Here is a 23,553-nt window from a genome sequence, read left to right on the forward strand (position 1 = left end):
ACGCTTCTTTTGTTTTATTATAGGTGGTTACTTGTTTAAGTTAAGAACAATCAAGCGTTCCTCTGTCATGTCTTCAATCGTGTATTTCGGACCTTCTTTGCCCCACCCGCTGTCTTTCACACCACCGTAAGGCATGAGGTCAACCCGGTATTGGGAGGAGTCATTAACCATTAAACCTCCCACTTCAACATTCTTAGCTGCATAAAAAGCAGTATCGATATTCTGTGTGAAGATACCGCCTTGAAGACCATAAGGGGAGTCATTCACTTCTTCGATACAAGAGGAAAGGTTGGAAAATGGAATGATGCTCACGACGGGAGCGAATATTTCTTCACAAACGACTTTCATATCTGGTTTTACATTTGTTAAAACCGTCGGGTGAAATAAAGCAGCCTCACGATTGCCGCCGTGGATGATTTGGGCTCCTGCTGCCTTCGCTTCCTCCACCCATTCTTCGGCACGTGCGGCTTCTTCCTCGCTGATCATAGGACCGACATCCGTATTCGGGTCGTTCGGGTCTCCTACATTCAACTTTTCAATGGCTTGGATGAACTTGGCCTGAAATTCTTCACGTACCTCTTCATGTACATACAAACGTTGGACAGAAATACAAACTTGCCCGGCAAAGGCGTAACTTTTAGCGGCTACGTTTTCTGCAGCTGCATCAAGATCCGCTTCTCTATCAATAATAACTGGCGAGTTATTTCCGAGTTCCAGGACGAGTTTGTTCAGCCCTGTATTTTGTTTTAACTTCAATCCGACTTCTGCACTTCCAGTAAATGTGTACAAGTTAATTCGCTCATCTTTCATCATTTGGTTGCCGACCGTTGAGCCTGAACCAACCACCACATTCAGAAACCCTTTCGGAAGTCCGGCTTCTTCGAACAACTTGGCCAATTTCAAAGCAGAAATCGGTGTTTTACTTGCAGGCTTCAAGACCACCGCATTCCCTGCCGCTATAGCAGGGGCAATCTTATGTGCCACAAGGTTCACCGGAAAATTGAAAGGGCTGATGGCTCCGACAACTCCCACCGGGACCTTGATCGTAAAAGCCATACGGTTTTCAGACCCTGGCGCTGCTTCTACTGGAACACCTTCCCCGTGAATCCGCTTCGCCTCTTCTGCAGCTAGTTCAAAGGTCTGAGCCGCCCGGTCTACCTCTGTTAACGCTTGTTTGATCGGCTTCCCGGCTTCCATCGTAATGACTTTTGCCATGTCTTCCTGGTTCTCTTTCAATCGTTCACTTACACGTTTCAATATTTCAAAGCGTTCATAAGGAGACATGGCATGCTGTTTATACGCATGCGTCGCTGCTTCAATGGCAGCATCCACTTCTTTTTCAGACGCTTTAGCCACCTGCGCAAAGGTTTCCTGTGTGTATTTGTTCCATACGTCCAGTTGATCATTGGTGTCTATCCATTCCCCATTAATATAGAGCTTATGACGATCCATGAACCTCTCTCCTTTGAAATAGAATCTACGACTTTTCCTATTCCCTTATTCACGGTTGGGTAACACGCACGGATGCTTATAAAACAAAAAAAAGTCTGAATGGAGGAAACCCTCCATTCAGACTTTTCGGCACTTTATAGGAATAATCCTGCAATTGTTGCAGAAAGCATAGAACCTAGAGTCGCACCGATAAGAAGCTTCATACCGAAACCAGATACTCGTCCACCTTTTTCCGCATCGATCCCTTGAACCGTACCAGCAATGATACCAATCGAGGAGAAGTTAGCGAAACTTGTAAGGAAGACCGTTACAATACCAACGGTTTTCTCAGATACGCTATCAAGCATGTTAGAGAATTCAAGCATCGCGACAAATTCGTTCGTTACGATTTTCGTACCCATGATTGCACCAGCGTCAACGACTTCAGCAGCTGGAATACCCATCAGCAATCCAATTGGAGCAATAATATAACCAAGGAGTTCTTGAAGCGTAAATCCGTTGAATACAGCTCCAAACACCCAGTTTACAAGCTCAAGTGATGCGATGAAGGCAATCAACATGGATGCAACGATCAAGGCGATTTTACCACCATCAAGAGCACCATTACCCATCGCTTCGAAGAAACTTTTCGCATTGGAAACATCTTGAATATCAACTTTGTCCTCTTCTTTAGAAACTTTAACCGGTGCAATAATGGATGCAACGATCAAGGCACTGAACATGTTTAATGGAAGAGCAACAAGGATATATTGACTTGGCAGCATTCCAAGGTACGCACCTACGATAGAAGCAGATACAGATCCCATTGCAGAAGCACTGACAATATACAAACGGTTGTCATTCAAGTTGTGAAACTGTGACTTGATCGCAATCAAAGCTTCTGACTGACCGAAGAAAATACTGTTTACTGCGTTGAAAGATTCAACCTTCGGCAAACCAGTAATCTTAGATAGTCCCCAACCGAGATATTTAATAATGAATGGCAAGATCTTCAAATACGTCAAAACAGATAGAATAGTTGCGAAGAAAATGATGATGAGTAGGACGTTGAAGAAGAACACGCCGTTTTCTCCTACCTCTACGCCACCTAGTACGAAGTTAACCCCGACCGTTCCAAACTCAATCAACTTGTTGAACCCGGCGGAAATCCCGTCAATAATGAGTTTTCCGATGGTCGTGTTGAACATGAAAGCCGTGATCAGCAACTGAACGGCAATCATGACAGCTACACCTTTAAAGTTAATGTTCTTACGATCGTTGGACATCAGAAAAGCGATTCCAAGAATGATCGCAACAGCAAGAATTCCTAAAAGAATACCCACAATAAGTCCTCCCCTAATTGTTAAATAAAGTATTTATGAAAATGCTTACATCAAGTAATTCCACTATGGATTTTATCAGGTTGTCAGACGTCATGCAAGGTTTATTTGTATGTAATAAATAACAAATCATGACATGCTAGTCACCCTATGCTCTAATATGCCTTTATTTATAAGGGTTTATCCCTTTTTAAGGATCTTAATATTTTTTTGTCACATGGGTATACACTTGTACACAAAAAAAGAAACGCCAAAAAGCGTTTCTTTTTCTATGACTTTTGCATTTTTCTTAATAAGAACAAGAAATACGGGGCTCCAATAATAGCAGTGAAAATTCCTGCCGGGACTTCTGTAGGTGGAAACAAGCCTCGACCCAAATTATCAGCAACCATTAAGAGTAACGTTCCCGTTAGTGCTGAAACAGGCAAAAGATAGATATGCTTATTTCCTACCAATTGACGGGCAATATGCGGAGCAATTAAACCGACAAATCCAAGTGTACCTACTACTGCTACTGAGGCACCTGCAAGAATCACCGCTATGATCAATAATAGCAGTCTTGCTTTTCGAACAGGTTCTCCGAGTCCTTCTGCGACATCGTCTCCAAGACTAAGAACATCAAGCTTTGGAGCTAGGAAAAGCGTAGCCGGAACAACAATCACAATCCAAGGCAGCAGCAGCCACACATCTGTCCAATCTTTCCCCCATAAGCTGCCGGTTAACCAGACCAGTGCTGCATTCGTCTCCAATGGAAATTTAACCGTTAAGAACTGAATTCCTGCCTGACAAATCGCCCCTAGCGCTATACCGACAAGGGCAAGGGTTGCTGGCTGGACGCCTCTTTTAAATGCGAAGATATAGAGGCCGATTGTGACTAATCCCGCTCCTATGAATGCGGCAATCGGAAGGCCGATGACAGGCAAAGAAGGAAAGAGGATGATTACAGCGGCCGCTGCAAACCCTGCCCCTTTAGTAATTCCAATGACATCCGGTGAAGCAAGAGGATTCCGAATGATCCCTTGTAGGATGGCGCCGGATATCCCTAATCCAGTTCCTACCAACAAGCTCATAATGATTCGTGGCAAACGAAAATTCTCAATAATGTACCTGTTCCCTCCTACTTCCACACCAGCGAAATAATTGAATATGGCACCGGGCGGAATCCATACAGCGCCTATACCAATGGATAGAAAAGCTCCTAACAAGACGAGGATAGAAAGAGAGATCATGATCACGACGGGATGCATCTTTTTCAATCTCATGCTGCTCGTCCCCCTCTGCTAGCCAAATATAAGAAAAATGGGGCACCCAGTAGTGCCGTCACTATACCCACCGGAGACTCTGCTGGAAAGGAAATGAACCTGGACAATACATCCGAGATCGTCAATAATGCCGCACCAAAGACGGCTGACACCGGAAGGACCACACGATAATCTGATCCCATGAGCTTTCGTACAATATTTGGTATGATCAAGCCTATAAAACCGATTGGACCTGCCACGGCTACCGAAATGCCGGCCAACAGGATGACTAAGATGGCTGATGAAGCCCGGATCCACCCAATTCTCTGTCCTAATCCCCTCGCGACATCGTCACCTAATCCGAGAATCGTCAGCCCTTTGCCTAGAAATAGTGCCCCAATGAGACCAGTCAATGACCATGGAATCATCAAGCGGACATCAGCCCATGTTCGACCATCAATACCACCAGCAAGCCAAAAAAGAACATCTTCGGTTGATGTTTCATGAAAAAGGACGATCCCTTCAATTAAAGAGGACAAAAACAAATGGACCGTAATCCCTGCCAATGCCAATTTGACAGGCGTCATCCCCCCACCTGTAGAAGAGAGTGAATAGACAATCGCACCTCCAACAGCTGCACCCAAGAATGCAAAATATACAAGCGTCGAAGACCCTAACCCAGGAAAGAGCACAACACCAGCGACCACCATTAACGACGCTCCTGCATTGACTCCAAACACTTGTGGGGAGGCTAAGGGATTGTTCGTAATGGCTTGCATGATCCCTCCAGCAATAGCTAAACATGCGCCGACAATCATTCCTACTATAGCTCTCGGTAAGCGGATGGTATGAATGATGGAAGCGGCTTTCCCGGCATCAGGAGAAACCAAGAGTTTGAACACATCAGCAAATGGAATGGCGTAGGCACCTATACTTAAACTCGCGATAAAGCTCGCAATAAGAACAAGAATGCCGCCAAAGAAAATAAGGGCCCACTTATATTTGACTACAGATGATTGCTCAGATATATGCTGCACTTGAATTCTCCTATCTATAAACTCTTTTCACCTTATCACAAACGCCAGGAAAACGTCTTCTGGTAAAAAGGAAAGAGCGAAGGGTCTGCCTCCGCTCTCTGAACAATTATTCTTCATATAAATAGTTGATGGCGTCCTCTAGAATCTTTTCAGATGAAATCAAGCCACGGAAACGGGACCACATGTTACGATCAACTTCGTGGACCTCTCCATTTTTCACAGCTGAAATATCCTGATACAATTCATTGCTTTCCCACTCATCAACGACCGTTTGATCGCCAGCGACCATATGGAACATCACATCTGGATTGAACTCAACGACCTGTTCCAGGTTAATCTTGTTGTAGCGTTCGTCTCCACTCTGGATCGCATTTTTCAAACCAATAGATTCCAACAGAGAGCCTGTGTAAGATTCCATGTTGTGGGCGAAGTAACCGCTGTCCGCGACTACTGCAGGGAGAACGGTCCTCTCCTCGTCCTCAGGTACCTGGGCTCGAAGCTCTTCCATTTTTGCCTTATGATCGGCTAAAACTTCTTCCCCTTTTTCTTCCATGCCCATGGCTTTTGATACGGTTTCAAAGCTTGAGATAATGCCTTCGTAATCAGCGGCTAGAGAAGGAAGAATGATTGTCGGAGCAATATCCGACAACTGATCATAGATATCTTTGTGCCTCTTCATATCTGCAATAATCAAATCGGGTTGAAGAGAACTAATCACTTCTAAGGAAGGCTGTTTTCTCGTCCCTACGGATGTATAATCACCGATTTTCTCACGGATCGGTTCGATGATGCGTTCTGAATCATCATCGTCTGCGATACCGACAGGTGAAACCCCTAAAGAAGCAAGGTTGTCAACGAATGAAAATTCAAGAGCCACGACCTTCTCAGGTTTGCCCGTAATTTCGGTCTCTCCCATTTCATGTTCAATCACGCGTGTATCTTCTGTGGCTTCACTGTCTTTATCCTGAGTGTCTTCTGATGTTTGATCTTCGGAAGAACTTCCACATGCAGTGACCATTAGAATAAGAGCAAGCATACAAAAGGAAAATAAAGTTTTCTTCATATGTACTACCTCCATTGTTATTGATAATCATTATCAAACACTTCATTTATCATACTTAAATTTAAGATAATTGTAAAGGAGATAACAAAAGGACTGCCGCTCCATTTGTGCGACAGTCCTTCCATTTATTGAGAAATAAACATCTGTGTCCAATAATGACCGTAACTTCCACCTTCTGCGTAACCTACACCAATCTGTCTTAAATTTGGATCTAAAATATTCTTCCTATGTCCCGGGCTGTTCATCCATCCATTGACCACTTCCTGTGGCGTTCGTTGACCCGCAGCGATGTTTTCTGCGGCACGATTGTACGAAATATTGAAATCTCTCATCATATCAAATGGTGAACCATAGGTAGGAGACGTGTGGGAAAAGTAGTTTTTATTCGCCATGTCTCTGGACTTGTATCTGGCCACGCGTGACAACTGCCAGTTGGCTTTCAAAGCAGGAAGACCGTTTTTCGCCCTTTCCTGGTTCGTCAAGTCAATCACTTGGCTTTCAACTGATTTAATGTCTGCTTTCAGAGGAATTGTCACCCTGTCTCCTGGATAAATGAGATCAGGATTGTTGAACTGTGGATTTGCATTGATGATTTCACTCAAACCAATTTTGTATTTTTTTGAGATCTTCCATAATGTATCCCCGCTCTTAACTGTGTAAGTATCCGTTGCTGCATGAGTCATGTGAGGGGTTTGCACAAACAATACCGCAGCAAAAATGATGGCGCCTAACCACATCCATACTTTCAAGTGTTCTCACTCCTTTTTTTAGTGTCAGATGTAGTTTGGCTCTCCACGCTAAAATTATGTATATAGAGGAAAAGTTTAGGAATTAAAAACGCACCCACCGGTGGTCAGTCGGTGGGTGCTATACCATAGGGGAGGTATAATCATTTTATGAATGAAACGAGCGGGCCACTTCAACCAATTGTTGTCGTGTCACACTCTGTTCATTACCTTCTTCAGGCGCCACACTGGCGCGGTAAGTCATCAAGTACGTCACTCCATCCTTTTCCCAGGTCAGTTTTTTGGAGAAACGATTATCTTCATAAACTCCTTCTACTTCTTCACTAATGAAAAGCTCTTCCGGATCTATCCAGGGAGTATCCATTTCACCTTGGGAGAATTGAATGGTCAACAGATCATTATCTGAAGTGTAAAAACTCAAATCCATGAGGTCTTTCCCTTCATCTTGGTAGATGTCAGAAACAACACTGATCGTCGGAATAGGAATGTACTCAGGCAGCTCTGGCTCAAACTCTAATTGTTCAACTGCCGAAGACACTATCTCCATGTTGTAACAGTGGTATCCACTAGGAACTGCATGGGTTTTGCTACAAGCACCGATCATCAATAAACAGAAAAATAAAATTCCAAACCTTTTCCACACGCTTCTTTCCCCCGTCAATTCTATGTTTCTAATATAGAGACGAGATGACTCCCAAAAAGGTTTCACGTGTGAAGAAAAAATTTTAATTAATGATTCCGTGCTGAATAACTTCTACTTCTACTTTTGGTGTAATTGATATTTCCGGATAGGTTTCACTCCAGTCTAATTCTTTCCATACTTCCGGGTGATAAGCTTTTACTCTTCTTCCTATCCCGAAGACATCACTATTCGCTTCTTGAAGCTGAGCGATAATATCTACCGACTCTTCGGTAAGTCTCTCTGAGAGCTTCTTGCTAATTTCCTCGATCCTCCCCTTTACATATAAGTGATCGGAAGGATATTCGGCGATTTTCACTCTCAGATCTAAGTGGATGGTGGCAGCAATCTCTCCATCTTGATTTTCGACTTTCATTTTTCGATCATTTTCAGCAATACTTACAGTGACATAATCTAAAATCTCATCTTTCCCATTGTCGTCAATTTTTTCAGTCAAACGAGCTACCCTTCCCTTCACCCCTTGCAAGAGCATATACATCGTTGTTTGTTCCGCTCCAATTTTTTCCCCGGTATAAGCTTTCTCATGAAACAATCCCATTCCGTTGAAAGTCAGCAGGCTGCCACCATCCTCTATCTTCAATAAAGGCACAGAAAAATCAATCCCAGGTTCCAGTAATTCAGCACAAAGCAGTTGCAGATTTTCACCAGTCGCATGAGTTGACGAAACAGCAGCTTCCAATAAGCCCCCGATATAATTACTGATTCTCGTCGCTCCACTATGATTCATACTTATCACATCTTTAGCCGTTCCTTCTTCAACTACAGCAAGATAAGCATTTAAGTTGCTCCGAGGATTGCGGTACATATCATCAAGAATAGGATAGACATCTTTTTTTGCAAGATCTTCCCCTAATAGAACCACTTTCACTTTTGATGGATCGTACGTTTCAGATATCATACGATCAATTTTATCTCTTGCATGCAAAGGTGTGTTCGCAGAAGTCGATACGATTTGCAAACTCTCACTTCCTGGACCTTCGGATGCTCTCCTTACAGTAGGAATGGACACCGTTTGTATGATTTCTCCATCTTCTCCTTGATCAAATCCGAGAGAAAGTACAAGTTTTACGTTTTTAAACTGTTTTTCATCCCAGCATCCCGTAAGGAACAGGGTGCATACCATACAGATTAGAAAACATTTCTTCAAGATGAACTCTCCCCCCTCCTTCTGTTTCTTATGAAGTAACTTAAAGGAACCATGATTAATGGTAGGGCAACAGAAAAGAGATAGCCGGAATAGGTCACAACCTTGTTGAATGCTTGGATTCTTGAAATATCTAAGCCAACGTATAGGCTGATGGAAAATATGATTAAACCAATAAGCATAATAAAGTGGCCCTGGGACTCCTTCTTAAATAAGTCTGACAGTCCTAAACTGGCCATGTACAGATAAGTAGCGAATGTAGTCGCCACATTGATCACCCAGACAGAGATGAAAAACAAGTCGATTCTCGCAATGATCGGCAGCGTAAAAGCCTTCAGCATATATAAAACAGGTTCTGGCACTAATGGAAGCTCACTTGTACTGAAAAAAGTAAAGCTAGCAAAAACAGTAAACAAATAAAAGGTCGTAACAAAACAGTGTGCATAAATAATGGTTCTCAATTTTTGTATATGCGATCCTTCAACCTTTGAGAAAATGACGAGCGAAACGATAAATCCAAAAAAGGAAAAGATCGCTTTATTTATACCAGCAAAAACCTTCCCCCAACCCGCTTCTAAAATGGGAAACAAATACATGAGGTGCATTTCTTTTGTAGCAATAATCATAAAAAAAACCAGTAGTCCTAACAGTAAAGAAAGCATCGTATACATACGCCCTAATACAATCAATCCTCCACTTACCATGTATATACAAACCGAAATCAACAAAAAAGAAGTAACCCATAAAGGCGTGTTGGGTAACACCCACATACTGATCATCCTGCAGAACAATAGAATGGTTAACGAGCCCACGCCGATGAAGTATAAAATATACAAGATGGAAATCGGTTTTCCTATCCACTTTGTAAATAGTTTATCGTTTATGGTGTACAAGGTATCTTCAGGAAAGTTTTTCGCTACCACCCAAATCCCAAGAAGAATAACTTGAATAGCCACGGCACCCAGCAGGAGCGAAATCCACCCATCTTGCTTCGCTACGCTGTGCAAGTCATAAGGGACAGAAAGGATTCCTACTCCAATTTGAGTTTGAATGATAACAAAGAAAAACTGTCTTCGGGACAGCTTTTGATCATTGTTTCGTGTCTGTTGTTGAGGAGGGTTGCTCTCCTGGGCTGCCTTGCTTTGATTGGTTCTGTTCATCACGATTTTTCCACTCCCTTGAAGGGTCCAAAGCTACAGGTTTAAGTGCATGGGCGTCCTTTGGTCTAAGCTTCATCATAAACATGGGCAAACGGACGAACGTATCCTTCAGATCAACGAGACTCAACGGAGCAAGGGGAGCAAAATAAGGGACGCCAAAGGAATGAAGCCTCGTCAGGTGAGTCAGTATAATTAACATCCCAAATACAATTCCTATAAAACCTAGCGTACCCGCTAGTATAATCAACGGAAAAGTTAATAAACGAAGAGCTGTACTCAATTCATTAGAAGGAACGACAAAGGATGCAATGGCTGTCAACGCAACCACAATGACCATTATATTTGAAACGAGCCCAGCCCTTACCACTGCGTCCCCGATGACAAGACCACCGACAATACCAATCGTCTGACCAATCGGTGCAGGAAGCCGTATCCCCGCTTCCCTAATCAGTTCAATGATGATGACCATGACAAGCGCTTCTACAATGGGGGGATAAGCAATTTCATTGATCGAAGCTTTTACTGGAATAATGAGTTCGTCTGGAATAACTTCAAAATGGAAACTGACAACAGAAATGTAAAAAGCAGGTAATCCTATCGCTATAATGAAACTGAACAAGCGTATCAATCGAACGAAAGTTCCGGTGAACCAACGCATATTATAATCATCCGGGGCTTGATAAAACATGAAGAAAGTCGCTGGTGCAATGAGGGTCGTAGGACTCCCCTCCGCCATAATGGCGACTCTTCCCTCGACTAAATTGGCGGCCACACGATCCGGCCTTTCCGTATTCAACATTTGAGGAAACGGAGAGTTGGACTGATCTTCAATAAACTCTTCAACATGTCCCGGACTATGAATCATGTCTGAATCAACGGAGTGCAGTCTCGTCTCAACTTCCTGGACAAGCGTAGGATCTGCTATACCATCTATATAGATGACAGACACATTCGTATTCGTCTTTTTACCCAACTTAAAGTACTTGATTGTTAAATCTCTGTGTTCCACCCTTTTGCGGATAAGGTTGATGTTTGTCATCATATTTTCGACAAAACCATCATGAGCTCCGCGGACCACTTTCTCATTCTGTGGTTCTTCAGGGGTTCTGCCAAATGAAGAAGTGACACTGAACTGGGAGATTTCCTTCTTCCCCTCTTCCATATAAATCGCATGTCCCCGCAAAAGTGTTCGTACAGCTTCTTCTAAGTCGTTCGTCTTTTTTGCGTTGGGAAGTTGGAAAACGTCATCGGTATGCCCCATTTCGAGTGGTGCAAAAATCTTTTCATGGATTTTTTCGTGTTCAGCCAAAGACTCAAAATATAATAGAGCCGCGTCACCTCTTTTTAAGATCCGTATCTTTAAATCATTGGTTTGATGAAAAGCATCTAAGATATACTTGACGTTCTCTGACAATCTTCTTGAGCATTGTACTTCTTTCTCACCCGAAGGTTCGGACATATGTCGGTCGGCTAACTTATCACGGTTATTTCTGAAAATTCGCGTAAAGATTCCCATTTTCACATCACCTAACCTTAATTTGCCACGGATAAATTGGAATATACCCAACAAATCTTGTCCTCCCCAAAAACCCCCAATAACGTTGAAGACTCAGTTGCGAGGCTTTTACAGGGGAGGTGGTGGTTAGGAAAAGGCTCATCACTGAACTAAACTCAAAAGTCTCTAAACCAACTCTGTCAAAATCAAGACATTTACTTTAATAACAAAAAAAAGTCCTACGGCATGATAGCCGTAGGACTTACTGGTTTAGTGGCCCGGGAAGAAGACCATTTGCAAAATGAAAATAACTGCGAACATATATAGCATCCAGTGAACACCTTTACCTTTTCCAGTGACCAGCTTTAGCAACGGGTACGTAATAAAGCCAAAAGAGATTCCTGTTGCAATACTCGAAGTAAGTGGCATGGAAAGGATAATGATGAAGGCCGGGAAGGCATCATCGAAAGAACCCCAGTTCACCTTTGCAAGACCGCCCATCATAAAGCAGCCGACAATGATCAATACAGGAGCTGTAATGGCTGGCAAGCCGGAAACTGCTCCAACGATTGGGGCAAAAAACATGGATAGAATGAACAAGAACGCAACAACTAACGTCGTTAGTCCCGTCCGACCTCCAGCTGCTACCCCTGAAGAAGATTCAATGTATGCGGATGAAGGACTCGTTCCGAACATAGCTCCAACGGTTGTAGCTGAGGCATCAGCCATTAAAGCAGCACGCGCTCTCGGTAGGCTTCCATCTTTGCGGATGAAACCTGCTTGTTCCGCTACACCGATCATCGTTCCTGTCGTGTCGAAAATCGTAACGAGTAGAAAAGCGAAAATGACTGTATAAAGCCCATTGCTGAATACCGCTCCAAGATCCATATCCCAGAAGACTGGGGCCGGTGGGGCCTGGATGAAGCCTTCTAGCTGGAGCTGTCCTGTGAAGTAGCCAATGATGCCTGTCACAAACATACCGAGGAACAAGCCGCCCGTCACATTTCTAGCGATCAGGATCAACGTGAAGAAAAGTCCGAATACAGTTAACAACGGACCCTTTGCCGTCAAGTCACCAAGCGTAACCAACGTTTCTTCACTAGGAACGATGATTTCTGACATTCTTAAACCGAGAAAGGCTATAAATAAACCGATTCCTGATGTGATTCCATATTTTAATGAAGGAGGAATCGCAGTAATCAGTGTCTTTCGTAAACTTGTCAAACTAAGAAGAACAAACAATATACCTGATACAAACACAGCTCCGAAAATAACAGAATAACTGACATCCTGTTGAACGACTTCTGTAACGAAGTAAGCATTCAATCCCATACCAGGAGCAATAGCTATGGGATAATTGGCAGCGAATGCCATGATCAACGTACCGACGACTGCTGCAATGATCGTCGCCATGAACACTTGCTCGAAAGGCACACCAGCACTTGAAAGAATCGCCGGATTAACAACAACGATATAGACCATCGTCAAAAATGTCGTTAATCCTGCAAGCAGCTCTGTTTTAACATTTGTATGATTTTCATTTAATCGGAACCATTTGTTTAACATTTGGAAACACCAAACTTTCCATAAGAATTACAACGTGTATTATAATATTATTTTTACGAACAAAAATCAATAGGAACATTATAAATGTTCGTTTTTATTATCACTGCATTTAAAAACCGCCTGAGGAAATCATTCCTCAGGCGGTTTTTCAGCTGATCGCTTGACTCTATACCATTCCATCATTTCTTCTGTGTCCTTTTTCTCAAGGTAGTAGCAGGAAGCAAGTGCCCTTCCTCCTCCCGAGGTTAACATGACCTCTATGCTCGAGAGGTGTGTCCTTCTTTGAAAATACGTCTGTTTTTCATAAGAGGACTGAATGCGGTACTTTTTCATAAAGTAGGTCTGTTTGATAATTCCTCTCGACCGTAAGGTAAGTTGGTCTCCAAGAACATTCCATCCTGCATCATGGTAGGCAAGCCAGCCGAGTACAGCTAAGAAGAACCCGGCCAAAATGGAAAGTAGACCATAAGGAAAAAAGAAAATACTGATGGGAATTGCTGCTACAAACCCGAACCATGAGTGACGAAGAATATAACGCAATAACGATCTTTTAGGCGGTTGATGAAAATCATCCACAACATCATAATCAGGCAGCACCTTGTTCAATATTTCCCCTACATCTGCTTTTTTGATCATTGGCAACAGACGTAACTGGTGCTCATCATTTTTCAAGACCGAACCCCCTGCACTGATTAACGTGACAGAAGCGTATCCTAAAGGTTGTCGAATTAAATTTTCTTCCATCCGGACCCCCTGGATTCGATTCAAGGGTATGGTCATCTGCTTTTTCTCCAGCCACCCACGGGTAATGATCAAATCATCTTCGTCAATAAAAACAGAAAAGTTCGCATACCTTAGAATGGTCATCACAATGGATATTCCATAAGCAACTAGTAATATCACGAGAGCCGTAAAAGCAATGACCAGTACCCCAATCTGAATCCAATCAAGGATTTCGTTGTAAATGGTCCCTACAGGTAGAAGGTCCATGAATTGAGAAAAGAAAACAGCTACCCCGGAGATAACTACTCCCGCACCGCCAGAAGTGACCGCCATCATCACGATGTCTTTCATCGACATGGCATAGACTTTTACACGCTTCGGTTCTTCCATCTCTGCTTGAGATCTTTCAGTCTCACAAGCTTCGTCATCCTGTCTGACGTACCTTCGTTTCTTCTCTTGGAAAATAACTTCTTCCAAAGAATCTGCGTCTTCTCGACGAATAGCCGTCAGTTCAGCCTCTGCTTTTTCATTTCCTGTAGATCCAGCCGTCTCAACCGAAACCTTTACGAGGTTCAACGGACGATGGAAAATACCCTCTGAGAAATCAAGACTCTGGATTCGATCAATAGGGATGTACCTCTTTTTACGGAAAATAAGCCCATATTCAATTCTCAGCTCTCCTTCTTCCATGCGGTATGTAAAGCGAAGCCAGCGAATAATCCCTGCCCCTAAAACGAGGAGCAGTACACCAATCCATATGAGCAATGGAATCCAATCCACTTCTCCACTGAAGATATTTCCATTTAAAACGAGCACAATGATCAATGGCAAAGCTGCATCCTTTAACGTCTTCACGAAGTTGATAATGGCTGAAATCGGGTGAAGTCTTTTTGGTTCAAACATCATCTTCCGCCACCCTTGCTAAGGAAGAGATGGACTGGCGCAGACGCTCCGCTTCCCGCTCGTCTAATGCCGGAATCTTATGTACCGTCGCCGCCGTAGAAATGCTGATCGTGGATAAGCGGAATTTCCTAAGTAGTGGCCCTTGTTCTGTATCTACATGTTGAACTCTGACCATAGGTACGAGCGTACGCGTCACTATAAATAACCCGTACTGCAAGTCAATCTCCGTCTCAGTTACATCATACCTCCACCTTTTCCATCGTAACGTTGGCACAAGCCAGACCATTGAGAGTACCTCCAGCAAAGCGATTCCTAGTCCAATCAGGACGATCCACCATGGCCAATCCCATAGGAAAACGGTGACGGTTAGACCAATCGTCAATAAGAGAATGATTCCCACCTGTATCCATCCATAAATGCGCCACAATGTAAGAGCACGCTGTGAAATTCGCTGTGTCGGTTGTCGTTCCATTCTTCCACCCCCTGTATAGGATTACGATTGAGCGATCGAAATGTTTCATTATTATAAAAGAAGCCGGACATGACAGCCCGGCTATCCCACTATTTCTTTCCCTCTGATAAAGCTTTGGACTTCTCTGTACAAGCAGTCATACCTTGCATGATCGCATTTCTGAACCCGGCTTCTTCGAGTTTCGTTACTCCCGCAATGGTTGTACCTCCTGGGGTGCAGACGGCATCCTTCAGTTCACCAGGGTGGCGTCCGGTCTCTTTAACCATTTGAGCCGCTCCTTGGACAGACTGAGAGACCATTTTATAGGCTTTGTCTCTAGGGAATCCTTGTTGGACAGCCGCATCTGCCATTGCCTCAATGAGCATGTAGATAAAAGCCGGAGAAGACCCGCTTACAGCTGGCACGGCATCCATCAACTTTTCTTCTACGATTTCAGCTTCTCCAAAACTTTCAAACACTTCCATCACTTCTGCTAACTCTTCCCTGGTCACGAAATCATTCGGACACAGAACGCTCATGCCTGCTCCGACAAGTGAAGGGGTGTTCGGCATGGAACGAATCACTTTCACATTGCGACCAAAAGCTTCTTTCATGGCATCAAGTGTGATCCCGGCAGCAATCGTGACCACTACGGTATCCTCGGATACTTCATCCTTAATTTCCTGGACGACCCCTTGATACACATAAGGTTTCACTGCTAAGAACAGCAGATCACTTTCTCTTGCCACTCGTTTATTTTCATTGGAAATATTAATCCCATATTCATCGGTCACAAAGTCAATCGTTTCATCGGATAAAGCCGTGGCAGCGATATCACGCGCCTTTACAAGGCCCGCATCAATCATACCCTGAATCATCGCCTGTCCCATCTGACCACAGCCGATAAAACCTATACGTTTATTCACCGTTCATCCCTCCTTGGTGATTCTTATTGTATAGGAAGATTGTCGAACGTACAATTCCATAATGGATTTCCTTCGTTTCTCTAGTAATAATTACATGTTTTTTCTAGAAAAGGTTTACAAACCCGCATGTCTTACCTATAATAATAACTGTATTCTTCATATCATAGTGAAACGCCCAAAATATCATAGCTGCTACGAAAAAAGCCGAGCTGTCTTAAGCTCGGCTTTTTTCGTGTTCTCCTTCATCTTCTTTGATCGCTTCAAGAAGCTTCTTCACTTCTTTTTTATTTTTTCTCGCTACAAGGATATACAACGTGTCTCCAGCTTTGATTTCTGTCTGGCCATAAGGAGTGATCACATCCCCGTCACGGATAATAGCATTGATTAATGCCCGATCAGGCAATTCCATATTTTCTAATTTTTGACCAACCACGATGTTTCTTTCCGTTACATCGAACTCAATCATTTCAACATTCGCTTTGCCGATAGAAATCAGCTCAAGAGAATGAATCGGATTCCCAAGCTTATCGGAAACAAGATGGAATCGTTCAGCGATCCAGGTAATGGATGAACCTTGGACCAGCGCTGAAGTAAGGACTGTAAAGAAAACAACGTTGAAGATGAGCTGGCTGTTCTGAATTCCCGCAAGCATTGGGAAGATGGCAAGGACGATGGGTACAGCACCGCGCAACCCAGCCCAGGATAAGAAGTATTTTTCCTTCATCGTAAAGGAAAAACCGATCAGACTTAAAAGGGTGGCCACAGGCCTTGCGATAAAAATGAGCACCAGAGCTATTAACAAACCATCGACCATCACAGGCCATGTGAAGACTTCTGTTGGAGAGACGAATAGTCCTAGAATAATAAACATAAGGATTTGTGCCATCCAACCAAATCCTTCATGGAAACGCAAAATGGAATAACGGTAGGCCAGTTCAGCATTACCAATGACAACAGCAGTTACATATACAGCTAAAAGACCACTCGCTTGAAGAAGTGAACTCGAACTGTATGATAAAAAGGCGAAACCTAAGGCGAACAAAGGATAAAGTCCACTGGAGTCAAGATTGATTCGGTTAAGCGATAAGCTTGCCAGGTAACCGATGCCCGCTCCGACAGCGAGTCCGGCCCCCATCTGCCAAAAGAATGAACCGATCATCCCTAATATATTGACTTGATCAATTGTGAGCAATTGAATGATAGAAATGGTCAGAAATACAGCCATCGGATCGTTTGTACCCGACTCTGCTTCTAGTGTCGCTTCAAGTTTAGGCCGGACATTTTTACCTTTTAAAACGGCAAAAACCGCAGCCGCGTCCGTAGACCCTACAATTGACCCTACAAGGAATGCTTCAATCCAACCGATATGTAAGATGAACTTGGCAGCTAAAGCTACGATGGATGTCGTAAGGACGACCCCTACTGTAGCTAGTGAAATGGAAGGAGCCACTACCGGCCGTATGTCTTTCCACTTCGTCAGCATACCACCTTCAAACAAAATCACAATCAAGGCGATGACACCGATCAACTGAGCAATTTCTGGGTTATCGAAGTAAATGAATCCAAGTCCATCATTCCCCACGAGCATTCCAACGGCAATAAACAAAACAAGAGAAGGAACCCCTAGCCTGGAAGAGAACTTTGTAACGATGATACTGACAATAAGCAATAGAGCCATCAGCATGATGAATTGATTGGACTCTAAAATTTCCTGAATCATATAAGATACTCCTTTTATTTTCTATATAGGGACATTATAACAAGGAAAACTCAGGTTTAAGTAATAAAAAACTCGTCCAGATTTTAAAAACACAAAAAAGGCCAAGCAACAAGATGTTACTTGGCTTCTTTGCAACATCAGCTTAGCATCTCTTCTACTTGTTCAGAGAAGAATTGTTTCATAGCATGAAATACATCTGCTTTTCTTCTCAAAATGTAATAACGGAACTTCGGGTGATCGATAGATTTATAAGCCTGCATTAAACTCGAGGAACGATTGTATTGGTTGACTTCTCCATAACCAAACATTTGTGAAACCTCAATGAGTTGTTCAATCAATCCCAGACAACGTTTATTGTCAGATGTTAAATTATCACCATCGGAAAAGTGGAACGGATAAATGTTGTAACGGTCCGGTGAATACTTCGTCTCGATTAATTCCAATGCCTTACGATAAGCCGAGGAGCAAATCGTCCCTCCACTCTCCCCTTTGGAAAAGAAGTCTTCCTCACTGACAACTTTTGCTTGAGTGTGGTGGGCAACAAATTCAATTTCGACCGTTTCATAATTCCGGTTCAGGAACCTGGTCATCCAGAAAAAGAAACTTCTGGCCATATATTTCTCCCACTGTCCCATAGAACCACTTGTATCCATCATTGCAATAACTACAGCTTTTGACTCCGGTTTGGTTTTTTCATTCCATGTTTTAAAGCGAATGTCTTCCGGATAAATCGGTGCAAATGACGCTTCCCCACCCAAAGCATTTCGTTTATACGCTTCAAGCATCGTCCTCTTCTTGTCAATGTTTCCAGTCAATCCTGTTTTTCGGATGTCACTGAACTCGATATCTGTGTGAATGATATTGTCTTTTTCCTTTTCATCCAAATTCGGTAAGGTCAATTCCTTAAACAAGGCTTCCTCTAACTCTGCTAATGAAATCTCTGCCTCATAATAATCTTCGCCAGCTTGATCACCGGCTCCTTCTCCATCGCCAGGCTTACCTTTCGATTGTTGCGGAGCTTGAGCAACAACATCTCCGACTTCACTATCTCCTTCACCTTGTCCTGCATGCTTATTCTTCTCGTGATTATAACGGATCTTATATTCATCAAGTGAACGTATTGGAATCTTAACGACACGCTTTCCATTCGACATCACAATGTTTTCTTCAGTAATAAGATCTGGTAACTGCTTGCTCATCGCATCCTTCACTTTTTCTTGATGTCGCCGCTGATCGTCGTAGCCTTTCCGATGGAGGGACCAGTCGTCTTCGGCGATTACGAAACTCATCTCTTCATCCATGTAATTCCCTCCTAATCGAGTATTACTCTATCGTATGCAGGTCCACGGTATTGGATGAAAGATATTGAGATATACATGGATTATTTGTTTCTTTCGCCTAAATTGTCTATCTTTTCACAATCAGATTGATAGTCCATGTGGTAAATATGTTGTTAAAGTATATGACGGGATTGTGTAAGACTTGATTTCTAGACATCTCCAGGAGGTTAGGGGCTCCGGGATAAGGTTCGCTTTCCGTGGGTGAGTGATGATGATGTGCCTCCTCGAGCTAATTGTACTGACCCCGTATCCATGGCCAGAAAGTGTGATCCATTATTTCAATCAGGCCAGACTTCCTTTCAGGGAGCGTTTGTGGATTTGAAGCAAAGAAAACCCCCTTCCACGGAAGTTGTGGAAGGGGGTTTATTTTAGCCTTCGAGCAATAGATCGAATGGATCTTCAATCATTTCTTTAATTCTGCGCAAGAACTGTACCGCATCTTTTCCATCTACGATTCTGTGATCGTAGGAAAGAGCAATGTACATCATCGGACGAGCTTCGATTGTGTCATCCGGCATGACTTTCGCACGTTTTTCAATGTTGTGCAATCCAAGGATTCCCACTTGAGGTGCATTCAAGATTGGTGTGGAAAGCATAGAACCGAATATTCCACCGTTCGTGATTGTAAATGATCCACCTTGCAAGTCCTCAAGACCCAGCTCTTTGTTACGTGCTTTGGTCGCAAGGTCAGCAATTCCTTTTTCAATACCGGCAAAGTCCAGACGATCCGCATCACGGACAACAGGAACGACGAGACCCTCGTCTGTTGATACCGCCATACCGATATCATAGAACTGTTTCTTAATAATTTCATTGCCTTGAATTTCTGCATTGAGTAATGGGAATTCCTTCAATGCTCCAACTGCAGCTTTTGTGAAGAAGGACATGAATCCTAATTTGATGTCATGTTTCTTAAGGAAGGATTCTTTACGTTCACTTCTTAGCTTCATAACATTGGTCATATCTACTTCGTTGAAGGTTGTAAGCATCGCAGATTCCTGCTGGGCTTCAACGAGTCTCTTAGCGATCGTTTGGCGTCTGCGGGACATTTTCACCCGTTCGACTGGTTTATCAAACTCTGTTTTCTTCGTTTCTTCTTTTTTCTTCTCCTGCTTCTTAGGGTTGTCCTCAGAAGAAGACTTGGAAGAACCTTTAGATTCTTGCTTATTTTCTCCTTTAGCAGCTGCATCGACATCTTCCGGACGGATGCGGCCAAGGGGATCGCGAGCAGAAATCTCACTTAAGTCAATTCCTAGTTCACGCGCACGTTTACGAGCAGCAGGAGTAGCAATCACGTCTTTAGAATCTTTGCCGGACGTCTCTTTTTTCTCCTCAGAAGCTGGTTGCTGCTTGTCTTCTTTGTTGGATGCTTCTTTTTCTTCTTCTGGTTCGGACTCTTCCTCATTAGAAGATGTATCTTCATCAGTGCCTCCGGCTTCGCCGTTTTCATCGACTTTAGCAATTACATCGCCGACTTCAACGTCGTCTCCTGCTTCTCTCAGCAACTCAGCAATGACACCACTGGCATCAGCATTCACTTCAACGTTTACTTTATCTGTCTCAAGCTCGAGAATTGGATCGCCTTTTTCAACTTGATCCCCTTTTTTGACGAGCCATTCTGATATTGTACCTTCTGTTATGGATTCAGCTAATTCAGGAACTTTAATTTCCTTCATTTGTTTCTCCTCCTTTAGACATCTGTAGCGCTTCATGAATGATTCGATTCTGCTCCGTTTTATGGATGTTCGGCTCGCCTACGGAAGGGGAGGCACGGTGCGGACGACCGACAAAGCGGTGGATCTGCCCCTTTTTCAACAGCTTGTGCAATATCCCTTCGACGAAGTACCAACTACCCATGTTCTGTGGTTCTTCTTGGACCCATACTAATTCTTCTAAATTCGGATAAGACTCTAACATTTCAGCTAATCGTTGCTCAGGGAACGGGTAGATTTGTTCGATTCTTACAGCATCGATCGTCTCAAAGGTCTGATCGGTACCATCTACCGTATCTTCAATATCGACCATGATTTTCCCGCTTCCGAGAAGGAGTGTTTTCACTTTTTCTTTATCCTTGTTTTCAGATAAAATAGGCTGTTTCATAATCGGCTGGAATCGTCCTGTACTGAACTGTTCCCCGGAAACTGCCACGCGCTGATTTCGCAACAAACTCTTCGGTGTCATCAACACAAGAGGGCGTGCTTCTTCCTGATTACTGATTGCTGCTTGTCTTCTTAACAAGTGGAAATATTGGGCAGAAGACGTGACATTGGCAACCGTCCAGTTATTTTCAGCAGCGAGCTGCAGGAATCGCTCAAGACGTGCACTGGAGTGCTCCGGTCCTTGACCTTCGTATCCGTGAGGAAGCAAGAAGACCATATTGGACATTTCGCCCCACTTGGCACGACCTGCTGATACGAACTGGTCAAAAATGACTTGTCCAGCATTAGCGAAATCACCGAATTGTGCTTCCCATAGCACAAGAGATTCCGGAGCCTGGACACTGTAACCATACTCAAATCCAATAACTCCTGCTTCAGACAACGGGCTGTTATGAATATCAAAAGACGCATTCGCCTGTTCTAAACCATGCATTGGACAATACGTTTCTCCTGTTTCTACATCATGAAGAACAAGATGACGGTGGGCAAATGTTCCACGCTCCGTATCTTGACCTGTAATTCGAATGGGACGGCCATCTTCAAGAATCGAAGCAAACGCCAAGGCTTCGGCTGTCGCCCAGTCGACCTTCTGCCCGTCATCAAGCATTTTACTGCGTCTTTGAAGAATTTTTTCAAGCTTCTTGAAGCCATTAAACCCTTCTGGACGTTTCAACAGGCCTTCATTCAATCCTTTAAGACGTTCAAGATCGATCGCTGTGTCGATTTCATCAAGGTTTCGTTCGACTCCACTCGGACGATCTTTCACATCAGGAGAAGACGTTTCATGCTCGTTCATATTGTTATAGATGTCGCGGAGTTTTTTCTCTACTTCCGCTTTCATATCATCAAGAGCGCCATCTCCTACGACAGATTCTTCCTGGAGCTGCTTTTCAAACACAGCCGCAGCCGTAGGGTGTGCATCTATTTCTTTATAAAGTTTCGGTTGGGTAGATCGTGGCTCATCCATTTCATTGTGACCAAAACGGCGGTAGCCTACGAGATCGATTAAGAAATCTTTATGGAATTTCTGGCGGTACTCATAAGCAAGGGCCATAGCTGATAAACAAGCTAGCGGATCATCAGCATTCACATGAACGACAGGAATTTCAAACCCTTTGGCAAGGTCACTCGCATATCGTGTAGAGCGTCCATCTTTCCGGTTTGTTGTGAATCCAACAAGGTTGTTAGCAATAATGTGGACCGTTCCACCCGTACGATAACCAGGGAGGTCACTCATATTCAAAGTTTCTGCTACAACACCTTCACCGATGAACGCGGCGTCACCATGGATCAACAGGCCGAATGCCTCGTCCTCATCCATTTTGGCGTAGCCTGGCTCTGATCGGTCATCCTGAGCCGCACGTGTGAAGCCTTCGACTACAGGGTTGACGTATTCCAGGTGTGATGGGTTATGGCTAAGAGTCACACGAGTAGCAGACTGTTCACCGTTTTCAATTTCTCTTCTCGCACCAAAGTGATACTTCACATCACCTGTCCAACCGTAGTTGATTCCCATGGAACCTTCCGATGGCATTAGTTCCTTATCAGGAGAAAGGTGGAATTCAGAAAAAATGCGATCATAAGGTTTGCCAAGGATATGCGCAAGTACATTCAAACGTCCACGGTGGGCCATGCCCATCATGATATTTTTAATCTTGTCACCTGATGCTGATTGAATGATATGATCAAGCATCGGCACCATCATGTCCAAGCCTTCAATTGAAAATCGCTTCTGCGCAACAAATGTTTTAGCAAGGAAATTTTCAAAGCCTTCGACTTCAGCAAGTCGGTAAAGCAGGTGTTTCTTCTCTTCATCTGTCAATGACACCGTATAGGAGCCAGTATCTACTTTATCCTGAAGCCATTTTCTTTCATCTTCGTTATTCACATGACCGAATTCAAAAGAAATGGTCCCTGCATAACGTTCTTTTAGTGTTTTGACTACTTGAAGTGCGTTATCCAGTTTCATTGGGGCATCAGGCCACACCCAATCAGCCGGAATTTCTTTTAAATCTTTTTCCTGTAGTCCATATGTTTCTAATTCAAGCAAATTTGTTTTAGGTCGCTCATCACTGCCTACCGCATAAATATTCGCTTGCAGATGACCATGACGACGAATAGCCTCAACAAGTTTCAAAGCTGAGGTAATTTTAGCTATGTCCCTTTCAGAAGGTGAAGCAGATCCATTGGTTGAAGGAACTGGTTCGCTTCCCATCCATTCAGGAGCCCCGTGCTCATCAAAAATTTCCTTCAAGGAAGGATCGACAGCACTAGGATCGTTTTCATATTGTTCGAATTGTTCTTCGATGTACCCCATGTTGGGGCCATGGAAATTTTCCCAAAAGTTTTGAGTGGAGCCTTGTTTAGACACGTAGAATACCCCCAAGTAGTTGTTGGCTAATGTTTCC

18 protein-coding genes are annotated in these 23,553 nt (G+C 43.4%); all 18 read right to left on the reverse strand.

Going from position 1 to position 23,553, the window contains the following annotated elements:
- Positions 1-27: 27 nt before the first annotated feature.
- The gene (locus HFA01_RS17175; RefSeq protein WP_146818541.1) at positions 28-1,452 is read right to left on the reverse strand and encodes an aldehyde dehydrogenase family protein; all 1,425 of its coding nucleotides are present in this window, start codon (positions 1,450-1,452) and stop codon (positions 28-30) included.
- Between the two features lie 134 nt (positions 1,453-1,586).
- A complete protein-coding gene (locus HFA01_RS17180) occupies positions 1,587-2,774 on the reverse strand; it encodes a NupC/NupG family nucleoside CNT transporter (protein ID WP_146818543.1) in 1,188 nt (395 codons plus the stop codon).
- 266 nt (positions 2,775-3,040) lie between these two features.
- A complete protein-coding gene (locus HFA01_RS17185) occupies positions 3,041-4,033 on the reverse strand; it encodes a FecCD family ABC transporter permease (protein ID WP_146818545.1) in 993 nt (330 codons plus the stop codon).
- Entirely contained in the window at positions 4,030-5,049 is a 1,020-nt protein-coding gene (locus HFA01_RS17190; protein WP_307725379.1) for a FecCD family ABC transporter permease, read from the reverse strand. Before HFA01_RS17190 ends, HFA01_RS17185 begins: the two co-directional genes overlap by 4 nt.
- Positions 5,050-5,155: 106 nt before the next feature.
- Positions 5,156-6,112, reverse strand: coding sequence for an ABC transporter substrate-binding protein (locus tag HFA01_RS17195; RefSeq protein ID WP_146818547.1), 957 nt, complete (start codon positions 6,110-6,112; stop codon positions 5,156-5,158).
- 125 nt (positions 6,113-6,237) lie between these two features.
- The gene (gene safA, locus HFA01_RS17200; RefSeq protein WP_146818616.1) at positions 6,238-6,849 is read right to left on the reverse strand and encodes a SafA/ExsA family spore coat assembly protein; all 612 of its coding nucleotides are present in this window, start codon (positions 6,847-6,849) and stop codon (positions 6,238-6,240) included.
- Between the two features lie 157 nt (positions 6,850-7,006).
- Entirely contained in the window at positions 7,007-7,501 is a 495-nt protein-coding gene (locus HFA01_RS17205; protein WP_146818549.1) for a hypothetical protein, read from the reverse strand.
- Positions 7,502-7,583: 82 nt separating this feature from the next.
- Positions 7,584-8,705, reverse strand: a complete 1,122-nt coding sequence (locus tag HFA01_RS17210; protein WP_146818552.1) for a Ger(x)C family spore germination protein — start codon at positions 8,703-8,705, stop codon at positions 7,584-7,586.
- A complete protein-coding gene (locus tag HFA01_RS17215) occupies positions 8,702-9,862 on the reverse strand; it encodes a GerAB/ArcD/ProY family transporter (RefSeq protein WP_246139361.1) in 1,161 nt (386 codons plus the stop codon). Before HFA01_RS17215 ends, HFA01_RS17210 begins: the two co-directional genes overlap by 4 nt.
- Positions 9,792-11,378, reverse strand: a complete 1,587-nt coding sequence (locus tag HFA01_RS17220) for a spore germination protein (RefSeq protein ID WP_146818557.1) — start codon at positions 11,376-11,378, stop codon at positions 9,792-9,794. The genes HFA01_RS17215 and HFA01_RS17220 overlap by 71 nt, the downstream gene beginning before the upstream one ends.
- Before the next feature lie 249 nt (positions 11,379-11,627).
- Positions 11,628-12,923 (reverse strand): NCS2 family permease, encoded by a 1,296-nt coding sequence (locus HFA01_RS17225; protein ID WP_146818559.1) that lies wholly within the window; start codon positions 12,921-12,923, stop codon positions 11,628-11,630.
- Between the two features lie 129 nt (positions 12,924-13,052).
- A complete protein-coding gene (locus HFA01_RS17230; protein ID WP_146818561.1) occupies positions 13,053-14,552 on the reverse strand; it encodes a PH domain-containing protein in 1,500 nt (499 codons plus the stop codon).
- Positions 14,542-15,021 carry a PH domain-containing protein gene (locus HFA01_RS17235; RefSeq protein ID WP_146818563.1) on the reverse strand — a complete coding sequence of 160 codons (480 nt, stop codon included), beginning with the start codon at positions 15,019-15,021 and terminating at the stop codon, positions 14,542-14,544. Before HFA01_RS17235 ends, HFA01_RS17230 begins: the two co-directional genes overlap by 11 nt.
- A gap of 89 nt (positions 15,022-15,110) precedes the next feature.
- Positions 15,111-15,926, reverse strand: coding sequence for a pyrroline-5-carboxylate reductase (gene proC / locus HFA01_RS17240; protein WP_146818565.1), 816 nt, complete (start codon positions 15,924-15,926; stop codon positions 15,111-15,113).
- A 214-nt stretch (positions 15,927-16,140) separates the two neighbouring features.
- Complete coding sequence (locus HFA01_RS17245) at positions 16,141-17,646, reverse strand: potassium/proton antiporter (protein WP_146818568.1); 1,506 nt, start codon at positions 17,644-17,646, stop codon at positions 16,141-16,143.
- A 137-nt stretch (positions 17,647-17,783) separates the two neighbouring features.
- Complete coding sequence (gene yhbH / locus HFA01_RS17250) at positions 17,784-18,947, reverse strand: sporulation protein YhbH (protein WP_146818570.1); 1,164 nt, start codon at positions 18,945-18,947, stop codon at positions 17,784-17,786.
- A 407-nt stretch (positions 18,948-19,354) separates the two neighbouring features.
- Positions 19,355-20,662 (reverse strand): 2-oxoglutarate dehydrogenase complex dihydrolipoyllysine-residue succinyltransferase, encoded by a 1,308-nt coding sequence (gene odhB, locus HFA01_RS17255; RefSeq protein ID WP_146818572.1) that lies wholly within the window; start codon positions 20,660-20,662, stop codon positions 19,355-19,357.
- Positions 20,649-23,516, reverse strand: a complete 2,868-nt coding sequence (locus tag HFA01_RS17260) for a 2-oxoglutarate dehydrogenase E1 component (RefSeq protein ID WP_146818574.1) — start codon at positions 23,514-23,516, stop codon at positions 20,649-20,651. Before HFA01_RS17260 ends, odhB begins: the two co-directional genes overlap by 14 nt.
- Positions 23,517-23,553: the final 37 nt, after the last annotated feature.

Source organism: Halobacillus faecis (genome assembly GCF_007991335.1).
GTDB classification, from domain to species: domain Bacteria; phylum Bacillota; class Bacilli; order Bacillales; family Halobacillaceae; genus Halobacillus; species Halobacillus faecis.